Below are 18,173 nucleotides of genomic sequence, written 5' to 3'. Positions count from 1 at the left end.
AAAAACCTTATTCTTTATATGAGTGTTGTTATTACCCGACTTACAGGGGAATCGGCAATATTCATTTGCCCAGGGCAAGCAACTATTTCGCTATAAACTGTGGCAGATCAAATAATCTCATCGCTTATTAAATTGCGTTTCAGCGACCTGAAACATTAATTATTTTATGTGGAGAAGACGCGTGTGATTGTCAAACGACCCGTCTCGGCCAGTCTGGCCCGGGCCTTTTTTTACATTGTGCTGCTGTCGATCCTTTCCACTGGTATTGCTCTGCTAACTTTGGCGAGCAGTTTGCGCGATGCCGAAGCGATCAATATTGCCGGATCGCTACGTATGCAAAGTTATCGTTTGGGTTACGATCTGCAACGCGGCAGCCCGCAGCTCAATGCGCATCGCCAACTGTTCCAGCAGGCACTGCATTCACCGGTATTAACCAATCTCAACGTCTGGTATGTGCCAGAAGCGGTAAAAACTCGCTATGCGCATTTAAATGCCAACTGGCTGGAGATGAATAACCGGCTCATTAACGGCGATTTGCCGTGGTATCAGGCTAATATCAATAGTTATGTCAATCAGATAGACCTGTTCGTGCTGGCTTTGCAGCACTACGCTGAACGCAAAATGCTGCTGGTGGTGGCGATTTCTCTGGCTGGCGGCATCGGTATTTTCACGCTGGTCTTTTTTACTCTGCGCCGCATACGCCATCAGGTGGTTGCTCCGCTGAATCATCTGGTGACCGCCAGTCAGCGTATTGAACACGGGCAGTTCGACTCACCGCCACTGGATACCAGCCTGCCGAATGAACTGGGGCTGCTTGCAAAAACCTTTAACCAGATGTCGAGCGAGCTGCATAAGTTGTACCGCTCGCTGGAGGCGTCAGTAGAAGAAAAAACCCGCGATCTCCACGAAGCGAAGCGCCGTCTGGAAGTGCTGTACCAATGCTCGCAGGCGCTAAATACCAGCCAGATTGATGTACATTGTTTCCGTCATATTTTGCAGATTGTTCGCGACAATGAAGCGGCTGATTACCTGGAGCTTAACGTTGGTGAAAACTGGCGGATTAGCGAAGGAAAGCCAAACCCTGAACTGCCGATGCAAATTTTGCCGGTGACCATGCAAGAGACAGTATATGGCGAACTACACTGGCAAAATAGTAACGTGTCAACGTCAGAACCGCTGCTTAACAGCGTTTCGTCGATGCTGGGCCGTGGTTTGTACTTTAATCAGGCGCAGAAGCATTTTCAGCAGTTGCTGTTGATGGAAGAACGCGCAACCATCGCCCGCGAGTTGCACGACTCGCTGGCACAGGTGCTTTCTTACTTACGTATCCAGTTGACATTACTGAAGCGTTCGATACCGGAAGATAACGCCACCGCACAAAGTATCATGGCCGATTTTTCCCAGGCGTTGAATGATGCTTATCGGCAGTTGCGCGAGCTGTTGACCACTTTCCGTCTGACACTCCAGCAGGCGGATCTCCCCTCTGCGCTGCGTGAAATGCTGGATGCGTTGCAAAACCAAACCAGTGCCAGACTGACGCTCGACTGCCGTCTACCAACCCTGGCGCTGGATGCACAAATGCAAGTGCATTTGTTGCAAATTATTCGCGAGGCGGTGCTGAATGCGATGAAGCACGCCAACGCCAGCGAAATTGCCGTCAGTTGCGTCACCGCGCCGGACGGCAATCACACGGTCTATATCCGTGATAACGGTATCGGCATCGGTGAACCGAAAGAACCCGAAGGTCATTATGGTCTGAATATCATGCGCGAGCGTGCAGAACGGCTGGGTGGTACGCTGACTTTTTCGCAACCTTCTGGCGGTGGCACGTTAGTGAGTATTAGCTTTCGCTCTGCGGAGGGTGAGGAAAGCCAGCTTATTTGACATCCATGCTCGAAATAAGCCGACTTTAAATAAGGCTCTACGACTGATATAAGCCTGATACATTTACTTACCCGGCGGCGAAACAACACCGGGTAAGCCCTCTGTATTTTACCAACTGTAACGCAGGTTCAGACTGCCATTAAGATCGTTATAGTTATGGCTTCCTGTCTCACCAACAACCTGGCCAGTAATACTCCACTGGCAGTCCTGGTTCACCTGAATCCCTACTTTCGCCTGCGCCCGGTTAGTCGGGCTATCCTGTTTCATCTCCGCGCCATCGAACGAAACTGAAACATCACCGCTAGTGTACAACCAGTTCACTTCGGCAAATGGCTGGATCATGGATGTTGCGTTCCTGTGCAATTTACCATCCACACGCAGCCCCAGACGGGTGGTCCAGCTATCACTATCCTGATCGTCAATACGAGTGCCGTTATTGTCGATAACGCTGTCAGCATCATACTTCTGCCAGGTCGCCTGCGCCTGTGGTATCAGGCTCACTGTATTCTGGTTACTCAGCGCAATATCGTGGCGGTAGCCCGTCTCCAGCGAGATGGCATGTGCCGTGGAGTCATAACCCTCAGAACCTACGTCACCGTTACTCACGCTGTTGTTGTAGAAGCCATACTGATACCAGCTATCGACATAAACCCCTTGATGGTTTTGCGCATCAGCAAACCAGGTCGCATATACTCCGAGATTGTAGCCATCAACATTACCTGTCGCGCTGAACCGACTGCCGTCCGCGCCACGATTACCCTCGCTGTCGGTGTCTGCGTTGATGTAACTGGCCATCAAGCCGACTTTCAGACTCTGCCTGTCGTTATCCCACGCCAGGATATCGCCGCCCAACTGAAACTGCGAATAGTTGTTGTTGATATCAACATTGCCGTCAGCCGCCTGCGACCCGGCATTACCCGCCTTGAAACGCATCCAGACACTGCCATCTTCATTATGGTACTGACTACCTTCGCGATCGTACAACGTCTGCATTTGCAGGTTACGCACCATCCACTGGTTACCGAGGTAAGCGCCAATATCAGGGCGATATTGCGGCGTTACCGGGACATCGCCACTATCATCCGGTTCCGGTGGAACGGTGGATTGTGAGCGTAAATACCAGTCGCCTTCATCTTCATACAGACGGTATTCATACAGCCCAATCTGCACCTGGTTACCCTGGGTAAAGACACCTTCTGACTGGCCGCCGACATCGATCACTTCAATACCATTTTCGTCTGTGCGCCTTTACCATTGACGTTAGCAACATAGACCGTCGTGTTACCCGAAGTATCACCGGAGATGACCAGTTTATCGGTTGGTGAACTGTCGTCGCCCAGTTGCGTGTTGAAATACAGATTACCGTTGTCGCCAGTGTAGTTACCGTTGATGGTTAGTGTGTTGCCCGTTTCGCCTTCATGGCTCATAGCAATCTTGCCACTGTTGTAGATATCGCCGTTCACTACGCCGCTGCCGCCGAAAGTGGCACCAGAGTCAACATTTACAGCCCCCTGGCCAGACGCATCCGGCACGCCAATTACTCCGGTATCCGTCAGCCACAATGTGCCTTCGGTGACGCGAGTTTCACCGCTGTAAGTGTTGGCAGTGTTCAGGATCAACGTGCCGTCACCCGCTTTGGTCAGCGTTTTGCCATCCCAGCCAGTCACGCTGTTCGGGTAGACATCCGCCAGCACCGTATTCAGCGTAAAGCTGCCATCGGGATCGCTGAGGGTAAAGATGCCGTGCGCATCCGTCGCCGCATTATTTTCATCCGCATACCAGGAGAGTGACGCCGTCAGTTCGTATTGCGAGTTATCGGCGGGTACTACACGGCTGTCAACCGTCAGGAAATCCGTTTCTTTGGCTTCGATTCCGGCGACGGTCAGGTCGTCAAAGTCCCCACTAATAGCGCTGTCGGCATCGATCAGCGTGAAGGCGTAAGGGGCATGGGTAAGCGGATCCTGAATATTGCCAATCCCGGTGATATTCAGCGTGCCGTTCAGGCTGACGCTGTCGGCGGTAATGATTGGGCTACTGGCATCCGCGCCTAAATCAATGCTCAGCACGCTGCCCTCCTGCTGGTCAAGCACGGTCGTACTGAGCGTTGCGCTCGCCGCCAGCGAGGTGGTGCCGCCGCTAAACGTCGTCAGGTTCGCCAGTACATATTCTCCCGCCGCATTCAGATTCAGCATGGCGTAGTTATCTACGTCGCCCATCCCCAGCGCACCAACGTCACTGGCATTCAGCGTGCCTTCGGCAATCAGCGTGCCGCCGCTGTAAGTGTTGGCATGCGCAATGGTGATGGCGTTAGCGCCCTGTTTCACCACTTTACCCGCGTTCATCTCGACGAGTTGCTCGCCGTCGTAGTTATAGTAGTCGCTAATCACGTTGCCGCTGTTCAGCGCCCAGTCTTCAGTGCCGCCGAGATACAGGGTTCCGCCATCAACGACATTACCCGTGCCAAGCGCGGAAGCATCAGCCACCCGGAAACTGGCATAATTACGGAGGGTCCAGGAGCCGCTAAACCCGCTATTGTCACCGCTGAGGGTGGTATCGCCTGTGCTCCAGACATCGCCGCTGCCGCTGATGTTGTTATCCAGAGTACCGGATGCGGATTCAATGAGCAGCAGGCCATCAGCCACAATACGCCCACTGCCAAGTTCCAGGGTTTGAGCCTCCACCACGGCATACTGCTCAATGTCGATAGTCGCACTCAGTCCGCTGAGATCGCTCGTCTGCCCGATAATAAGATCGCCGTACACATCCAGCAGGCCGCCGCCGGTCACGATGCCGTTAAACCAGGAGGTCATATAGCTGTCGCCTCCCAGAGTCAATTTACCTCCGTCCAGATCCAGCGTGCTCCCGACATCGCCATATACGTACTCAAGGTTCTGGCTCATGCCATCCAGGTCAAAGGTGGAGCCAGATTCCAGCTCCAGCCCCCCCTCTTCACCCAGCGAGTTATCGACTCCGGCAATCAGGGTGCCACCGTTAACGAGCGTGTTGCCGCTGTAAGTATTCGCCGCCTTCAGGATAAGCGTGCCGTCACCCGCTTTGGTCAGCGTTGAACCATCCCAGCGAGTGGCGTCGTTCGGGGCAACATCGGCCAGTATGGTGTTCAGCGTAAAGCTGCCATCGGGATCGCTCAGGGTGAAGGTTCCGTGAGCATCTGTGACCGCACTGTTTTCATCTGCGTACCAGGACAGCGAGGTGGCGAGCTCGTACTGCGAGTTATCCGTGGGGTTAATACGACCCGCGACCGTCAGGAAGTCGATCGCTCTCGTCTTCATTCCGGCGATGGTCAGGTCGTCAAAGTCGCCGTTGATGGTGCCATCGGTGTCGATCAGCGTGAAGGTGTAGGGATCATGGCTGAGCGGCTCCTGAATATTACCCACCCCAGTAATATTCAGCGTACCGTCCAGCGAGGCGCTGTCGGCGGTGATGATTGGGCTACTGGCGTCTTCCCCAAGGTTGATATTCAGAACGCTGCCATCCTGCTGGGTGAATACGCCGGTGTTAAGCGTTGAACCCGCCGCCAGCGTGGTGGTGCCACCGCTAAATGTCGTCAGGTTCGCCAGCACGTATTATTCCTTTTTAATTAAAGTTCAATAAAGCGCCTTATTTTGAGGAAAGAAACAAACTCACCGATTATGATTTTCATAACAAAGAACTTTTTATCCCAATGCTCTGGTAATAAACACATATTGCGCGCAATATAATTTAATAAAATTTGGCGCAATACTCCCCTTACCCATAACAAGTATTGAAAAACATCCAAAAACATTCATCAGAGTAAAGTTTTTTATTTTTGGCGCTAACACGCCACCGCTGCTGATATTTAACCAACAACGTAAAATCATTATTATCGACAAGTTAGTGATTAATCACTTCCATATTACATCTTCATCTACCGTTCACTAGTTAATAGTGGGCTACTGTTAGCCTGCCTGAAACAAGGTGCAAAAATAGCCTTTAAAACGTTTCACATCAAGAAAAAATATCAATAAAATCAATTAATTATACTCAATAAACATAAACATATGTAATGCAAAAGTTAATAAAAAACCATTACAAACCATGCCAATATATTTTATTGGCAATAGTTCATCCGGAGCGAAACCCCTCCATGAAATAGATATTGAAAATAGTGACAGTTTATTTAAATAAAGTCATATAGTTTTTATAGATCGATAAATAAAAATCGATCTATAAAACAGATCGATCCATATGAAGAATAGTTCATGGTGTACCTACCAAGATGATTAAAATACTTTCTCAGAAAGCTAAGAATATTTACCACATCACTTAGCATATGATTTTCAACCAAAAAAAATGGTCTTCTCATTTTAAGAACCATAGAGGAAAAAGATACCCGACGTTAATTAATAAGATAGAGAGCAAGTCATATTCGTATAAAACAATAGATATCAAAAATAATTCCACACAAACAAAATACAAGAATCATACATGACATCGATTTAATATCTCTATATATTCATATAATTATTAGCAGAAGTCATAAAATAGTGTTTAGTATGTTGATGAGCGTCAGCAAAAACGAGCAGTTTCCTCGCTTATTGATATGGAACCAGACAAACGAAATATCCGCTTTTTGCAAGCTCTCCGGGAAAAACGATGCCGGGCAACGATTCCGTTAAGAAGAAATTTTGTTAACATCCTGCTGCGGCTTTACATTTGTAAAGGTGAGTTTTCGCTGACAGGGTTCGAATGATGCTCTTCCTTGCGATATCAAAATAAAAAATCGCTGTATTTTTTATCAAAAATTCAACAAATTAGAAAAACATTCCGTTCATGCACCGCAATGGAAAGAGATAGCTGCCGTTACTTTACGCTTATGCAAACTTTGCTACCGAGTGCTGATAATTTACATTATCTCCTTTTTTTCTCCACGATTGGCTCGTACCTTGCCGCTACAGTGAAGCAAGGTATGCCCATAACGATACGCAGAAACACGAGGTCCTCTTTTAATGGCGAATTTCTTTATTGATCGCCCCATTTTTGCCTGGGTACTGGCAATCCTGTTGTGTCTGACAGGAACCCTGGCGATTTTTTCATTGCCTGTTGAACAATACCCGGATCTCGCCCCCCCTAATGTGCGAGTAACGGCTAACTATCCTGGCGCGTCGGCCCAGACGCTGGAAAACACCGTGACCCAGGTTATTGAGCAGAATATGACTGGCCTCGATAACCTGATGTATATGTCGTCACAAAGCAGCGGCACCGGCCAGGCGTCGGTGACGCTCAGTTTTAAAGCAGGCACAGACCCGGACGAAGCAGTGCAACAGGTGCAAAACCAGTTGCAATCAGCCATGCGTAAACTCCCCCAGGCGGTGCAAAATCAGGGCGTAACGGTACGTAAAACCGGCGATACCAACATTCTGACCATTGCCTTCGTCTCTACTGATGGTTCAATGGATAAACAGGATATTGCCGATTATGTTGCCAGTAATATTCAGGATCCGTTAAGCCGTGTTAATGGCGTTGGTGATATTGACGCTTACGGTTCGCAGTATTCGATGCGTATCTGGCTTGATCCGGCAAAACTGAACAGTTTCCAGATGACCGCCAAAGATGTCACTGATGCCATTGAGTCGCAGAATGCGCAGATTGCGGTTGGGCAACTTGGCGGAACACCTTCTGTTGATAAACAGGCGCTAAATGCCACCATTAACGCTCAGTCGCTGTTGCAAACGCCTGAACAGTTCCGTGATATCACCTTGCGGGTGAATCAGGACGGTTCAGAAGTAAGGCTGGGCGATGTCGCCACCGTCGAAATGGGAGCGGAGAAATATGATTATCTTAGCCGCTTTAATGGTAAGCCAGCCTCGGGTCTGGGAGTAAAACTGGCCTCCGGCGCGAACGAAATGGCAACGGCGGAGCTGGTGCTCAACCGTCTGGATGAACTGGCGCAGTATTTCCCCCCCGGACTGGAGTACAAGGTGGCATATGAAACCACCTCGTTTGTTAAGGCCTCCATTGAAGACGTGGTGAAAACTCTGCTGGAAGCTATCGCACTGGTTTTCCTCGTCATGTACCTGTTCCTGCAAAACTTCCGTGCCACGCTGATTCCGACTATCGCCGTACCGGTAGTGTTGATGGGAACCTTCTCCGTGCTTTACGCCTTCGGTTACAGCGTCAACACCTTAACCATGTTCGCGATGGTGCTGGCGATCGGCCTGCTGGTGGATGACGCCATCGTGGTGGTGGAAAACGTCGAACGTATTATGAGCGAAGACGGACTTTCGCCCCGCGAGGCGACGCGGAAATCGATGAGTCAGATCCAGGGCGCGCTGGTCGGGATTGCGATGGTGCTTTCGGCTGTTTTTGTGCCAATGGCCTTCTTCGGCGGCACCACCGGGGCTATCTATCGCCAGTTCTCCATCACTATTGTTGCGGCGATGGTGCTGTCGGTACTGGTGGCGATGATTCTCACTCCGGCACTGTGCGCCACGCTACTTAAGCCACTGAAAAAAGGTGAGCATCACGGGCAGAAAGGCTTTTTTGCCTGGTTTAACCAGATGTTCAACCGCAACGCCGAACGCTACGAAAAAGGGGTGGCGAAAATTCTCCACCGCAGCCTGCGCTGGATTGTGATTTATGTCCTGCTACTTGGCGGCATGGTGTTTCTGTTCCTGCGTCTGCCAACGTCGTTCCTGCCACTGGAAGACCGTGGCATGTTCACCACCTCGGTGCAGTTGCCCAGCGGCTCGACCCAGCAACAAACCCTGAAAGTGGTGGAACAGATCGAGAAGTATTACTTCACTCATGAGAAAGACAACATCACGTCGGTGTTTGCCACGGTCGGTTCTGGCCCTGGCGGCAACGGGCAAAACGTGGCGCGGATGTTTATCCGCCTGAAAGACTGGAGCGAACGCGACAGTAAAACCGGCACCTCGTTTGCCATTATCGAACGTGCAACGAAAGAATTTAATAAGATTAAAGAAGCCCGAGTTATTGCCAGCAGCCCGCCAGCAATTAGCGGTCTTGGCAGTTCTGCGGGTTTTGATATGGAGTTGCAGGACCACGCCGGGGCGGGTCACGATGCGCTAATGGCAGCACGTAACCAGTTACTGGCGCTGGCGGCAGAAAACCCGGAATTAACCCGTGTGCGCCATAATGGTCTTGATGACAGTCCGCAGTTGCAGATTGATATCGACCAACGTAAAGCCCAGGCGCTGGGCGTTGCCATTGACGATATTAACGACACGCTGCAAACCGCGTGGGGTTCGAGCTATGTAAATGACTTTATGGATCGCGGTCGCGTGAAGAAAGTCTATGTGCAGGCTGCCGCGCCGTATCGCATGCTGCCAGATGACATCAATCTGTGGTATGTGCGTAACAAAGACGGCGGCATGGTGCCTTTCTCTGCCTTCGCGACCTCCCGCTGGGAAACAGGTTCGCCGCGTCTGGAACGCTATAACGGTTATTCCGCGGTAGAGATTGTCGGGGAAGCTGCGCCGGGCGTCAGTACCGGTACTGCAATGGATATTATGGAATCGTTAGTTCAGCAATTGCCGAACGGCTTCGGTCTGGAGTGGACGGCAATGTCGTATCAGGAACGGCTTTCCGGCGCGCAGGCTCCGGCGCTGTATGCGATTTCATTGCTGGTCGTGTTCCTGTGTCTGGCAGCACTGTACGAAAGCTGGTCGGTGCCGTTCTCGGTGATGCTGGTCGTGCCATTGGGGGTTATCGGCGCGCTGCTGGCAACCTGGATGCGTGGGCTGGAAAACGATGTTTATTTCCAGGTGGGACTGTTAACGGTCATTGGTTTATCAGCGAAAAACGCCATTCTGATTGTCGAGTTCGCTAACGAGATGAATCAAAAAGGCCACGACCTTTTTGAAGCAACGCTTTATGCCTGCCGCCAGCGTTTACGCCCGATTTTAATGACCTCGCTGGCGTTTGTCTTCGGCGTACTGCCGATGGCAGTCAGCAGCGGTGCTGGCTCCGGCGGACAACATGCGGTTGGTACTGGCGTAATGGGGGGGATGATTTCCGCTACCATTCTGGCAATTTACTTCGTACCGCTATTCTTTGTGCTGGTACGTCGCCGCTTCCCGCTGAAACCCCGGCCGGAATAAACAATAAAAAAGGCGACATGCCAACGTGTCGCCTTTTTCAACTTTCTGATAAAGAACCTGTTCATCAGGTTCTTTCATTTTACCTTTTGTCCTGGTAATTACTTACGAAGCATAACTTCGATAAAGTCTTTCCAGTTCCCCAGTTCACGTTCAATCATAACAACCTCTCTTATAATTATGGGTATTCTACGGAAACAATATACCGTGGTGAAGCTAATTTATTCGATTGCTGTGATTACTACCTCCGGGGCAAAACCTATGTAAATACTATGGCCCTGAGACAGGGATTTTTATGTGATGCAAAGCAACATTTCAACATATTCATACGGATTCTAATACTGAATCAATTCTGCTTGAAATACAGACAGATACCTAGGGGAATATTCTTAATAATTGCGTTCAAACTGCTCACAATTATTTAATAGTTGTTAAGTGAAATACCTTAATAAGGTTATATTCTCTGACAATCATTTGCAGGGGAAATGTATTGCCCGTTAAATGATTATTTATTCTTAATAATCGCAAAAGGATTCATTATGGTTACCCTTTACGGCATCAAAAACTGTGACACCATTAAAAAAGCCCGCCGTTGGCTGGAAACCAATAGCATTGACTTTCGCTTTCACGATTACCGTGTTGATGGTCTGGACAGTGAATTGCTGAACTCATTTATCAACGAATTAGGCTGGGAAGCGTTACTCAACACCCGTGGCACCACCTGGCGTAAACTGGACGAAATCACTCGCAATAAAATCACCGATGCGGCGTCTGCTGCGGCATTAATGACTGAAATGCCTGCAATTATCAAACGCCCATTGCTCTGCGCGCCCGGGAAGCCTATGCTGCTGGGTTTCAGTGAATCCAGTTATCAGCAATTTTTCCATGAGGTGTAGTCTATGTCGTGTCCGGTTATTGAGCTGACACAGCAGCTTATTCGCCGCCCATCCTTAAGTCCTGATGACGCAGGGTGTCAGGCAATTATGATCGAACGTTTACAGGCGATCGGTTTTACCGTCGAACGCATGGACTTTGCGGATACGCAGAATTTCTGGGCGTGGCGTGGACAGGGAGAAACGTTAGCCTTTGCCGGACATACCGACGTTGTACCGCCTGGCGATGCCGACCGTTGGATCAACCCACCATTTGAACCGACCATTCGTGATGGTATGTTATTCGGGCGCGGCGCGGCAGATATGAAAGGGTCGTTGGCGGCGATGGTCGTGGCGGCAGAACGCTTTGTCGCGCAACATCCCAACCATAAAGGTCGACTGGCGTTTCTGATCACCTCAGACGAAGAGGCCAGCGCCCACAACGGCACGGTCAAAGTGGTTGAAACCTTAATGGCGCGTCGTGAACGGCTGGATTACTGCCTGGTTGGCGAACCGTCGAGTATTGAAGTTGTCGGTGATGTAGTGAAAAATGGCCGTCGCGGCTCGTTGACCTGTAACCTTACTATTCATGGCGTGCAGGGACACGTAGCCTACCCACACCTTGCAGATAACCCCGTGCATCGCGCAGCACCTTTTCTCAATGAGTTAGTGGCTATCGAGTGGGATAAGGGTAATGAATTTTTCCCGGCAACCAGTATGCAGGTAGCCAATATTCAGGCGGGTACTGGCAGTAATAACGTCATTCCGGGTGAGCTGTTTATACAGTTTAACTTTCGTTTCAGTACTGAACTGACAGACGAAATGATCAAAGCGCAGGTTCATGCGTTACTGGAAAAATATCAGCTACGCTACACCGTTGACTGGTGGCTTTCCGGACAGCCATTTTTGACCGCGCGCGGTAAACTGGTCGATGCGGTAGTCAACGCTGTTGAGCACTATAATGAAATTAAACCGCAGCTACTGACCACAGGCGGAACGTCCGATGGGCGCTTTATTGCCCGCATGGGGGCGCAGGTGGTGGAACTCGGGCCGGTCAATGCCACCATTCATAAAATTAATGAATGCGTCAATGCTGCCGACCTGCAGCTACTTGCCCGTATGTATCAACGTATCATGGAACAGCTCGTCGCCTGATGAGTAGTTCTGCAAGAGGAAATAAGCATGGACTGGCTGGCTAAATATTGGTGGATTCTGGTGATTGTCTTTTTGGTGGGCGTTCTGCTGAATGTGATCAAAGATCTCAAGCGCGTCGACCATAAGAAATTTCTCGCCAACAAGCCGGAGCTTCCCCCGCATCGTGATTTCAACGATAAGTGGGACGATGACGACGACTGGCCGAAGAAGGATCAACCGAAGAAGTAAGCTGGAGGAGCCGGACAATGTCTGGCCTTCAACCGTAGGCCTGATAAGACGCCTCAGCGTCGCATCAGGCACCATAGCCGGATGCGGCGTAAACGCCTTATCCGGCCTACGCACCTGGCACCTGTTTTTCACATCATTTCAATCACATCATTATCACCGGGCTTACCGCCGCTTAACGCTTCGTCGAAGTAATGTTTCGGAATGGTATAACGCAAGTGATCCAGGGCAAATTGCATACTGCGATTATCGATCGCATGCCCCAAATCTTCCACGATATCCAGCGTGACATCACCACCAGCGTTAATTAACGCTTCTTGTGCCGCAACCGCATGTGCCAGATCGATAACCGGATCTTCACCACCGTGAATCAAGTGAATTGTCGTGGCAGTAGATGCGCTTTCCGGCAGGCTGGCATAACGCCCGTTAAAGGCTATTACGCGTGAGGCAAGACCCGGTTCGGCCTTAATGCTCTCCAGTGCCATAATCGCCCCTTGTGAGAAACCGATCAGCGCCGTGGCGTTAGCCCCTACTCCGCTCTGTTTCTGCCAGTAGCGTACCGTTTCAATAAACGTCGGCATGATGGCATCTACCCGCGCCTGGCGATTTTCTTCCGTTATACCCTGCACCGAAAACCATTGACGCCCTGCCGGATTACCACTCGGCTCCGCGCCGCCGACACTCACCACCAGCGCATCCGGAAACAGCGGCGCAAACCAACTGCCGATTTCCCCCATCGCCACTGGATTATCCCCAACACCGTGGAAAAGCAGTAACAACTGTTGCGCTGGTTTGTCCGGACTTTGAACAACAAAATGGTCATGTTTCATGGCGAACTCCTTAACTGATGTCAGTAATTTTACGCCGCTGACTCACAATGACCATGAGAGAAAATTGAAGGAGTCAGTGAAAAAATTGCCATTGCGTTATGCCATCGCGCAGGCGTTCAGTGCGAACATCATCAAGTGCCAATAGCGCCTGCACGGCTTCTTCGCGTTGGCGGGCCAGCAATGCCTTACGGCCTGAAAGTTTAAGTGTGGTACATAACCGCGCGTCGCTGACGCTTTTCTGCAAGCGTCCACGCAGCGCCGGTAACGCCAGTTCACTGGTTTGTAGCAGACGCGTTAAACAACCTAACGACGTTAAAAGCGGACGATGAGCGAAAGCAAAACCAGCCAGTTCAAGCCAGTCGTCGTCAGAAAGCACGGTGTCGTTTAGCCGATCAACCGGAATAGTTTCGCCATTCCACTGCGCGAGAATTTGCGCATCGCGGCGTAAACGGTCATGCTCACGCTCCGCCAGTTGTTTCCCCGCTTCGCTAACAGGTAACAGCGCTATCGCCGTATAACAGCCGCTGCTGGCTTCGCGATGGTTACCTATCCGCACCAGCACAAAACCACATCGTTGCCAGAAGCGCCATAATTCATCGGTGTAACCAAAACTCACAGAAAGATAATCGAGGTCATACGTATATTTCAGGGCGCTGACAATAAGCTGTTGTCCTATGCCTTCCCGTTGACGCGCCGGATGAACGGCTATCCGACTGACACGCCGCCCGCGTAATGTCGCCGCCAGTGGATTGCTGCCGTGCGCTGCCAGCGATTGAGCCACCAGATTTCCCCGCGGACGACGAAAACCGGCCCAGACCGCCTGACTGAGTTGTTCAGATAATCCGCCTTCATCCACCAACCATAGCGCCCCGGCGATCTCGTTTTCGCAAGTCGCCTGTAGGAAATGTTGTCCGGGTGCGTCCATCATCCGCCGTAAATCCAGTGGCGACGTCCGGTAGTGCGCACCAGACAATAATTGATAAACCTTTAACGGTGTTTCCGGCTCACTGCGCCATAATATCTGTTCAAATGGAGAAATGGTGATCTCGCCTTGTGGTGCGTGCGTGAAGTTTTCATCGTCAAAAACCAGTGCATCGCTGACCACTTTTTCCAGTGGACATCCCAGCGCCCAACGGATCGGTTGTTGCAATTCAAAACGTTGCAGATGCGGAAAACGAGCGCAAAATTTCAGCAAAAATCCGCGCCCGGTGCCTTCATAGCCCTGCACCGTAGTGGTTAACAAAGTACGCGGAAAATGCGATACCAGTTGATGCAGTAACGGTGCGGGAATGGCTGCGGCTTCATCGACCACCAGCCAGTCGGCTTTCTCATTGCTGGCTAATAATACATCTGGTGCCACAAAGCGATACTTCTCGCCCGCAAACTGTGCCAGCACATCCGTTGCGGCTTTCGCAGGCGCAGTAACAATCGCACGACCTGCGATACGGGAAATGAGTTGCCCCGCCAGTGCCGACTTACCGCGCCCGCGCGCAGCAGTTACCGCGGCCACGCCAGGCGGCATGGTCAGAAGCTGCTGTAGTATCTGTTGCTGTTCCGGCTGTGGTGCGCCAGTAGCGGGTTGCCAGTCAGTACGGGGAACAAAGTCAGCCAACGTTAGCGGCTGGTTTTGTCGCCAGAGAATAGCATCGTTCTCCGTCGTAAGGACGCATTTGAGATGTTGGACAAAATGTGGAGTAGCAATGGGACTGGAGCAATCACTCCAGCGCAGAGAATCGGCATCGGGATGGTTTTCCCATTCTTCCCATACAGGAAGCAACAAAACCAACCAACTTCCCGCTTTCAGTGTCCCACTAAGCGCCGCAAATGCTGCAGCATCAAAACCCTGGTGGGCGTCAAATACGGCATGACAGAACTCGCGCCCCAGCAAAGTTTGTAGCGCCGATGGCGTACAGTGGTTTTCAGTAGTTGGCTGCGGCGAAACCCACAACCAGTCACCGGGTAATATGTCACGCAATTTCAGTGCATGTTCACAGCACCAGCCCTCTTCCCCGCTCAACACCAACAAGCGGCGAATCCCTTCGCGTTTCATTTGCGCTGTTAATGTGTGTAGCGCAGTCAGTTCAGCCATCCCTGCCCCGAGAGTTAAATACTTTTACCGAAAGTATTGCATTGTGCCGGATCGCCACTATCGAAACCACGTTTAAACCAGCTATAGCGTTGTTGAGAAGTACCATGAGTAAAGCTGTCCGGCACCACCTGCCCCTGACTTTGCTGTTGTAAGCGGTCATCGCCAATAGCTTGCGCCGCATTCAGAGCCTCTTCCAGATCGCCAGTTTCCAGAACGCCTTGCTGCTGCATACTATGTCCCCAGACACCGGCAAAGCAGTCGGCTTGAAGTTCCATACGCACAGATAAGCGGTTCACTTCCGCCTGCGTCGCATTTTGTTGCAGTTGACGGACTTTCGGCTCGATACCTAACAGTTTCTGTACATGATGACCGACTTCATGGGCGATAACATACCCTTGGGCAAAATCGCCATCCGCGCCCAGCTTGTCTTTCATGTCATCATAGAAGGAGAGATCGATATAGACCGTGCCATCCGCCGGGCAATAGAACGGCCCCATAATGGACTGCCCGGCTCCGCAACCGGTGCGCGTCATCCCGCGATACATCACCAGCTTCGGTTGCTGATAAGTCTTCCCCATCTTCTCAAATTGCTGCCCCCAGGTATCTTCTGTGGTAGCCAGAATCACCGAGGTAAATTTTGCCGCTTCGTCTTCATTTGGGCTAATTGAACGCGTTGATTGCTGCTGAGAAACAGGTTGTCCAGTCATCAGCCCGGTTAAATCAACACCATAGTAGCCAGCGACCAGCACCACTACCAGTAAAATCAGCCCACCTTTACCGCTTGGCAGGCGAAAACCGGGACCGCCCATTGACGGACCACCAGAACTGTTTCGCCTGTCTTCAACATTGTCACTTTCACGACGCCCTTGCCAGCGCATAGATACCTCAACAATATATTCATTATAGTGATGATCGTAGGTGGTTCAGAGGAAGATTACCACAGGAAAACAGGAGGAAATGATGGAGGAATGAGCGTTCAATTCACGTCTTACAAAAGCGGTTGTCTTGCCGTGCCAACAGCACGGCAAGATGATGAGCGAAAAAATCAGTCCAGCTCTACACCCAGGCGGCGGGCGACGGCTTCATAGGCTTCGATCACGCCACCGAGGCTCTGGCGGAAACGGTCTTTGTCCATTTTCTCCAGCGTTTCTTTGTCCCACAGGCGGCTGCCATCCGGGGAGAACTCATCGCCCAGTACCACTTCACCTTTGTACAGACCAAACTCCAGCTTGAAATCGACCAGAATCAGACCGGCATCGTCGAACAGTTTTTTCAGCACGTCGTTCGCTTTGTAGGTCAACTCTTTCATACGCGCCAGGTTCTCTTTGCTTACCCAGCCAAAGGTTTCGCAGTAAGATTCGTTAACCATCGGGTCGTGCATTGCATCGTTTTTCAGGAACAGATCGAACAGCGGCGGGTTAAGCTCAATACCTTCTTCGATTCCAAGACGTTTCACCAGAGAGCCAGCGGCGCGGTTACGTACGACACACTCAACCGGCACCATATCCAGCTTTTTCACCAGACATTCAGTATCAGAGAGCAGACGCTCCATTTGAGTCGGGATACCCGCTTCAGCCAGTTTGCTCATAATGAAGTAGTTGAACTTGTTGTTCACCATACCTTTGCGATCAAACTGCTCAATGCGCGCGCCATCACCTGCTGACGTATCATTGCGGAATTCGAGCACCAACAGATCCGGGTTTTCCGTGCTGTATACGGTTTTCGCTTTACCACGATACAACTCAGCTTGCTTTTGCATCTTTATCACTCCTGGGTGTGAATTAACGTTTTAAAATCTTTTGCTGTCTGGTGTGCCAGATGTTTTGTCGGATGCGGTGTGAACGCCTTATCCGACCTGTGTCCGACAAACAAATTTCGTGCGAATTAACGCTAAAATTGCGTTTTTCTGTCGACGCACACGTTTGCGTATCATATCAGAAAAAAGGGCCGGATGATTCCAGCCCTGTATTTTTACTTGCTAAACGCTGCCTGGAAGACAGATACCAGTGCGTCGTTTTGGCTTTGAGTCAGCGTATGACCTTTCGGATCGATGAACTGTAAGCTGCTGCGGTTATCTAAATCACCGACCTGCAGTTTATAGTCGCCGGATGCCAGGCCAGGATCGCGAGCGCCCAGTTCCTGCCAGTCGCTGTCAGACAGCGGCTTATAGGTCACGGCCATGCTGCCCTGCGAACGGGTGCTGTCGGTCACTTTCATGCCCACTTTTTCCAGCGCCGCTGGCAGACGTTGCCAAACCACGTTGAACGGCCCGCGAACAACCAGCATTGGTAAACCGGTGTCGTCAGCAGCACTTTGTACGTCCATGGTGGTGGAAGCACGATTTTGCGCTGCATTCGCCGCGTCAGTAACGGATTTATCCAGGCCAGCGGAAATGACGTTCATCATCTCCGCGCTGTAACGCTGCATGGAAGCCGCGTCTGCAACCGGTTTGCCCGCCTGCTCCAGGTTCAGCAGTTTCACCGTTACCGCCTGCTGATAACCCTGCGGTTTAACAGAGATTTGATAACGGCCGCGATACTGCTCGTCTTCGTCCAGACGGTTCCATTGCACCCAATCGGTGGTCAGCGTCTGACCGGCATCATCGCGTTGGGTTATGGTGTAGTTTTTCGCCTGCAGCACGCTAACCACCTGCGGCCACAGAGTATTGCCACGACCATTTTCTACCAGCAGTGAAGCGGTATCGCCCGTGAACTGGGTACGTGCGCCAGATACCAGCGCCAGCGGCTGGGCTGGTGGACGAATATCCAGTGCCTTACCGACAGCACCGCTACCGTTGGTCACCGGGATTGCATAATCACCGGAGGTCACCGGCAAAATCATGCCTGCCGGGGCATGAAGCTCCGCAAGCGGTGCTGCTTCCAGGTAGGCTTCATCACCACTTACCTGACGCTTATAGCGTGAGTCAGAACTACAGGCAGCGAGTAATAAAACAAGCGAAACACCCGCAACCTTCGCCAGGCGCGACTTTTGAACAGAGTAAGCCATCAAATCTCCCTAA

11 protein-coding genes and 1 pseudogene are annotated in these 18,173 nt (G+C 51.1%); 5 read left to right on the top strand and 7 right to left on the bottom strand.

Annotated features, from left to right (window positions below; translation table 11 throughout):
• Positions 1-183: 183 nt before the first annotated feature.
• On the top strand, positions 184-1,884 hold the full coding sequence (gene narQ / locus C7B16_RS06875; RefSeq protein ID WP_107179515.1) for a nitrate/nitrite two-component system sensor histidine kinase NarQ: 1,701 nt from the start codon (positions 184-186) through the stop codon (positions 1,882-1,884).
• 108 nt (positions 1,885-1,992) lie between these two features.
• Here the strand turns inward: narQ and C7B16_RS25250 are convergent.
• Positions 1,993-5,468, bottom strand: a pseudogene (locus C7B16_RS25250) (autotransporter outer membrane beta-barrel domain-containing protein); the annotation flags it as partial.
• A gap of 1,404 nt (positions 5,469-6,872) precedes the next feature.
• Here C7B16_RS25250 and acrD point away from each other — a divergent pair.
• Complete coding sequence (acrD, locus tag C7B16_RS06855; protein WP_085449137.1) at positions 6,873-9,986, top strand: multidrug efflux RND transporter permease AcrD; 3,114 nt, start codon at positions 6,873-6,875, stop codon at positions 9,984-9,986.
• Between the two features lie 98 nt (positions 9,987-10,084).
• On the opposite strand, the gene ypfM is transcribed toward acrD, so the two are convergent.
• Positions 10,085-10,144, bottom strand: coding sequence for a protein YpfM (ypfM, locus tag C7B16_RS06850; protein ID WP_001386977.1), 60 nt, complete (start codon positions 10,142-10,144; stop codon positions 10,085-10,087).
• A gap of 378 nt (positions 10,145-10,522) precedes the next feature.
• Here ypfM and C7B16_RS06845 point away from each other — a divergent pair, with 378 nt between their 5' ends.
• Genes C7B16_RS06845 through C7B16_RS06835 form a run of 3 tightly spaced genes read left to right on the top strand, consistent with a single transcriptional unit; the run spans position 10,523 to position 12,238 of the window.
• Positions 10,523-10,879 carry an ArsC family reductase gene (locus C7B16_RS06845; RefSeq protein ID WP_000258263.1) on the top strand — a complete coding sequence of 119 codons (357 nt, stop codon included), beginning with the start codon at positions 10,523-10,525 and terminating at the stop codon, positions 10,877-10,879.
• A gap of 3 nt (positions 10,880-10,882) precedes the next feature.
• Positions 10,883-12,010: a succinyl-diaminopimelate desuccinylase gene (gene dapE / locus C7B16_RS06840; protein ID WP_001277783.1), complete on the top strand. Its 1,128-nt coding sequence runs from the start codon at positions 10,883-10,885 to the stop codon at positions 12,008-12,010.
• Positions 12,011-12,037: 27 nt separating this feature from the next.
• Positions 12,038-12,238: a YpfN family protein gene (locus tag C7B16_RS06835; protein WP_000383836.1), complete on the top strand. Its 201-nt coding sequence runs from the start codon at positions 12,038-12,040 to the stop codon at positions 12,236-12,238.
• Between the two features lie 128 nt (positions 12,239-12,366).
• Here the strand turns inward: C7B16_RS06835 and ypfH are convergent, their stop codons facing one another.
• From ypfH to bamC, 5 genes are all read right to left on the bottom strand, one after another.
• Positions 12,367-13,065: an esterase gene (ypfH, locus tag C7B16_RS06830; RefSeq protein ID WP_000679835.1), complete on the bottom strand. Its 699-nt coding sequence runs from the start codon at positions 13,063-13,065 to the stop codon at positions 12,367-12,369.
• 73 nt (positions 13,066-13,138) lie between these two features.
• Positions 13,139-15,154, bottom strand: coding sequence for a tRNA cytosine(34) acetyltransferase TmcA (gene tmcA / locus C7B16_RS06825; RefSeq protein ID WP_107179514.1), 2,016 nt, complete (start codon positions 15,152-15,154; stop codon positions 13,139-13,141).
• Positions 15,155-15,168: 14 nt separating this feature from the next.
• A complete protein-coding gene (locus tag C7B16_RS06820) occupies positions 15,169-16,032 on the bottom strand; it encodes a neutral zinc metallopeptidase (RefSeq protein ID WP_001267513.1) in 864 nt (287 codons plus the stop codon).
• Between the two features lie 167 nt (positions 16,033-16,199).
• Complete coding sequence (gene purC, locus C7B16_RS06815) at positions 16,200-16,913, bottom strand: phosphoribosylaminoimidazolesuccinocarboxamide synthase (RefSeq protein WP_001516861.1); 714 nt, start codon at positions 16,911-16,913, stop codon at positions 16,200-16,202.
• A gap of 212 nt (positions 16,914-17,125) precedes the next feature.
• Positions 17,126-18,160, bottom strand: a complete 1,035-nt coding sequence (bamC, locus tag C7B16_RS06810) for an outer membrane protein assembly factor BamC (RefSeq protein WP_001516862.1) — start codon at positions 18,158-18,160, stop codon at positions 17,126-17,128.
• Between the last annotated feature and the right edge of the window lie 13 nt (positions 18,161-18,173).

Source organism: Escherichia sp. 20412-1, assembly GCF_003027595.1.
In the GTDB taxonomy this organism is placed as follows: Bacteria; Pseudomonadota; Gammaproteobacteria; order Enterobacterales; family Enterobacteriaceae; genus Escherichia; species Escherichia marmotae.
Note: the sequence above shows the minus strand (reverse complement) of the source record. Positions and strands in the feature narration are given on the sequence as shown.

Bases quoted from the DNA above. Each gene is read 5' to 3' on its own strand.
- acrD (WP_085449137.1), top strand. From the start codon at position 6,873: ATGGCGAATTTCTTTATTGATCGCCCCATTTTTGCCTGGGTACTGGCA.
- C7B16_RS06845 (WP_000258263.1), top strand. From the start codon at position 10,523: ATGGTTACCCTTTACGGCATCAAAAACTGTGACACCATTAAAAAAGCC.
- dapE (WP_001277783.1), top strand. From the start codon at position 10,883: ATGTCGTGTCCGGTTATTGAGCTGACACAGCAGCTTATTCGCCGCCCA.
- C7B16_RS06835 (WP_000383836.1), top strand. From the start codon at position 12,038: ATGGACTGGCTGGCTAAATATTGGTGGATTCTGGTGATTGTCTTTTTG.
- ypfH (WP_000679835.1), bottom strand. From the start codon at position 13,065: ATGAAACATGACCATTTTGTTGTTCAAAGTCCGGACAAACCAGCGCAA.
- tmcA (WP_107179514.1), bottom strand. From the start codon at position 15,154: ATGGCTGAACTGACTGCGCTACACACATTAACAGCGCAAATGAAACGC.
- C7B16_RS06820 (WP_001267513.1), bottom strand. From the start codon at position 16,032: ATGCGCTGGCAAGGGCGTCGTGAAAGTGACAATGTTGAAGACAGGCGA.
- purC (WP_001516861.1), bottom strand. From the start codon at position 16,913: ATGCAAAAGCAAGCTGAGTTGTATCGTGGTAAAGCGAAAACCGTATAC.
- bamC (WP_001516862.1), bottom strand. From the start codon at position 18,160: ATGGCTTACTCTGTTCAAAAGTCGCGCCTGGCGAAGGTTGCGGGTGTT.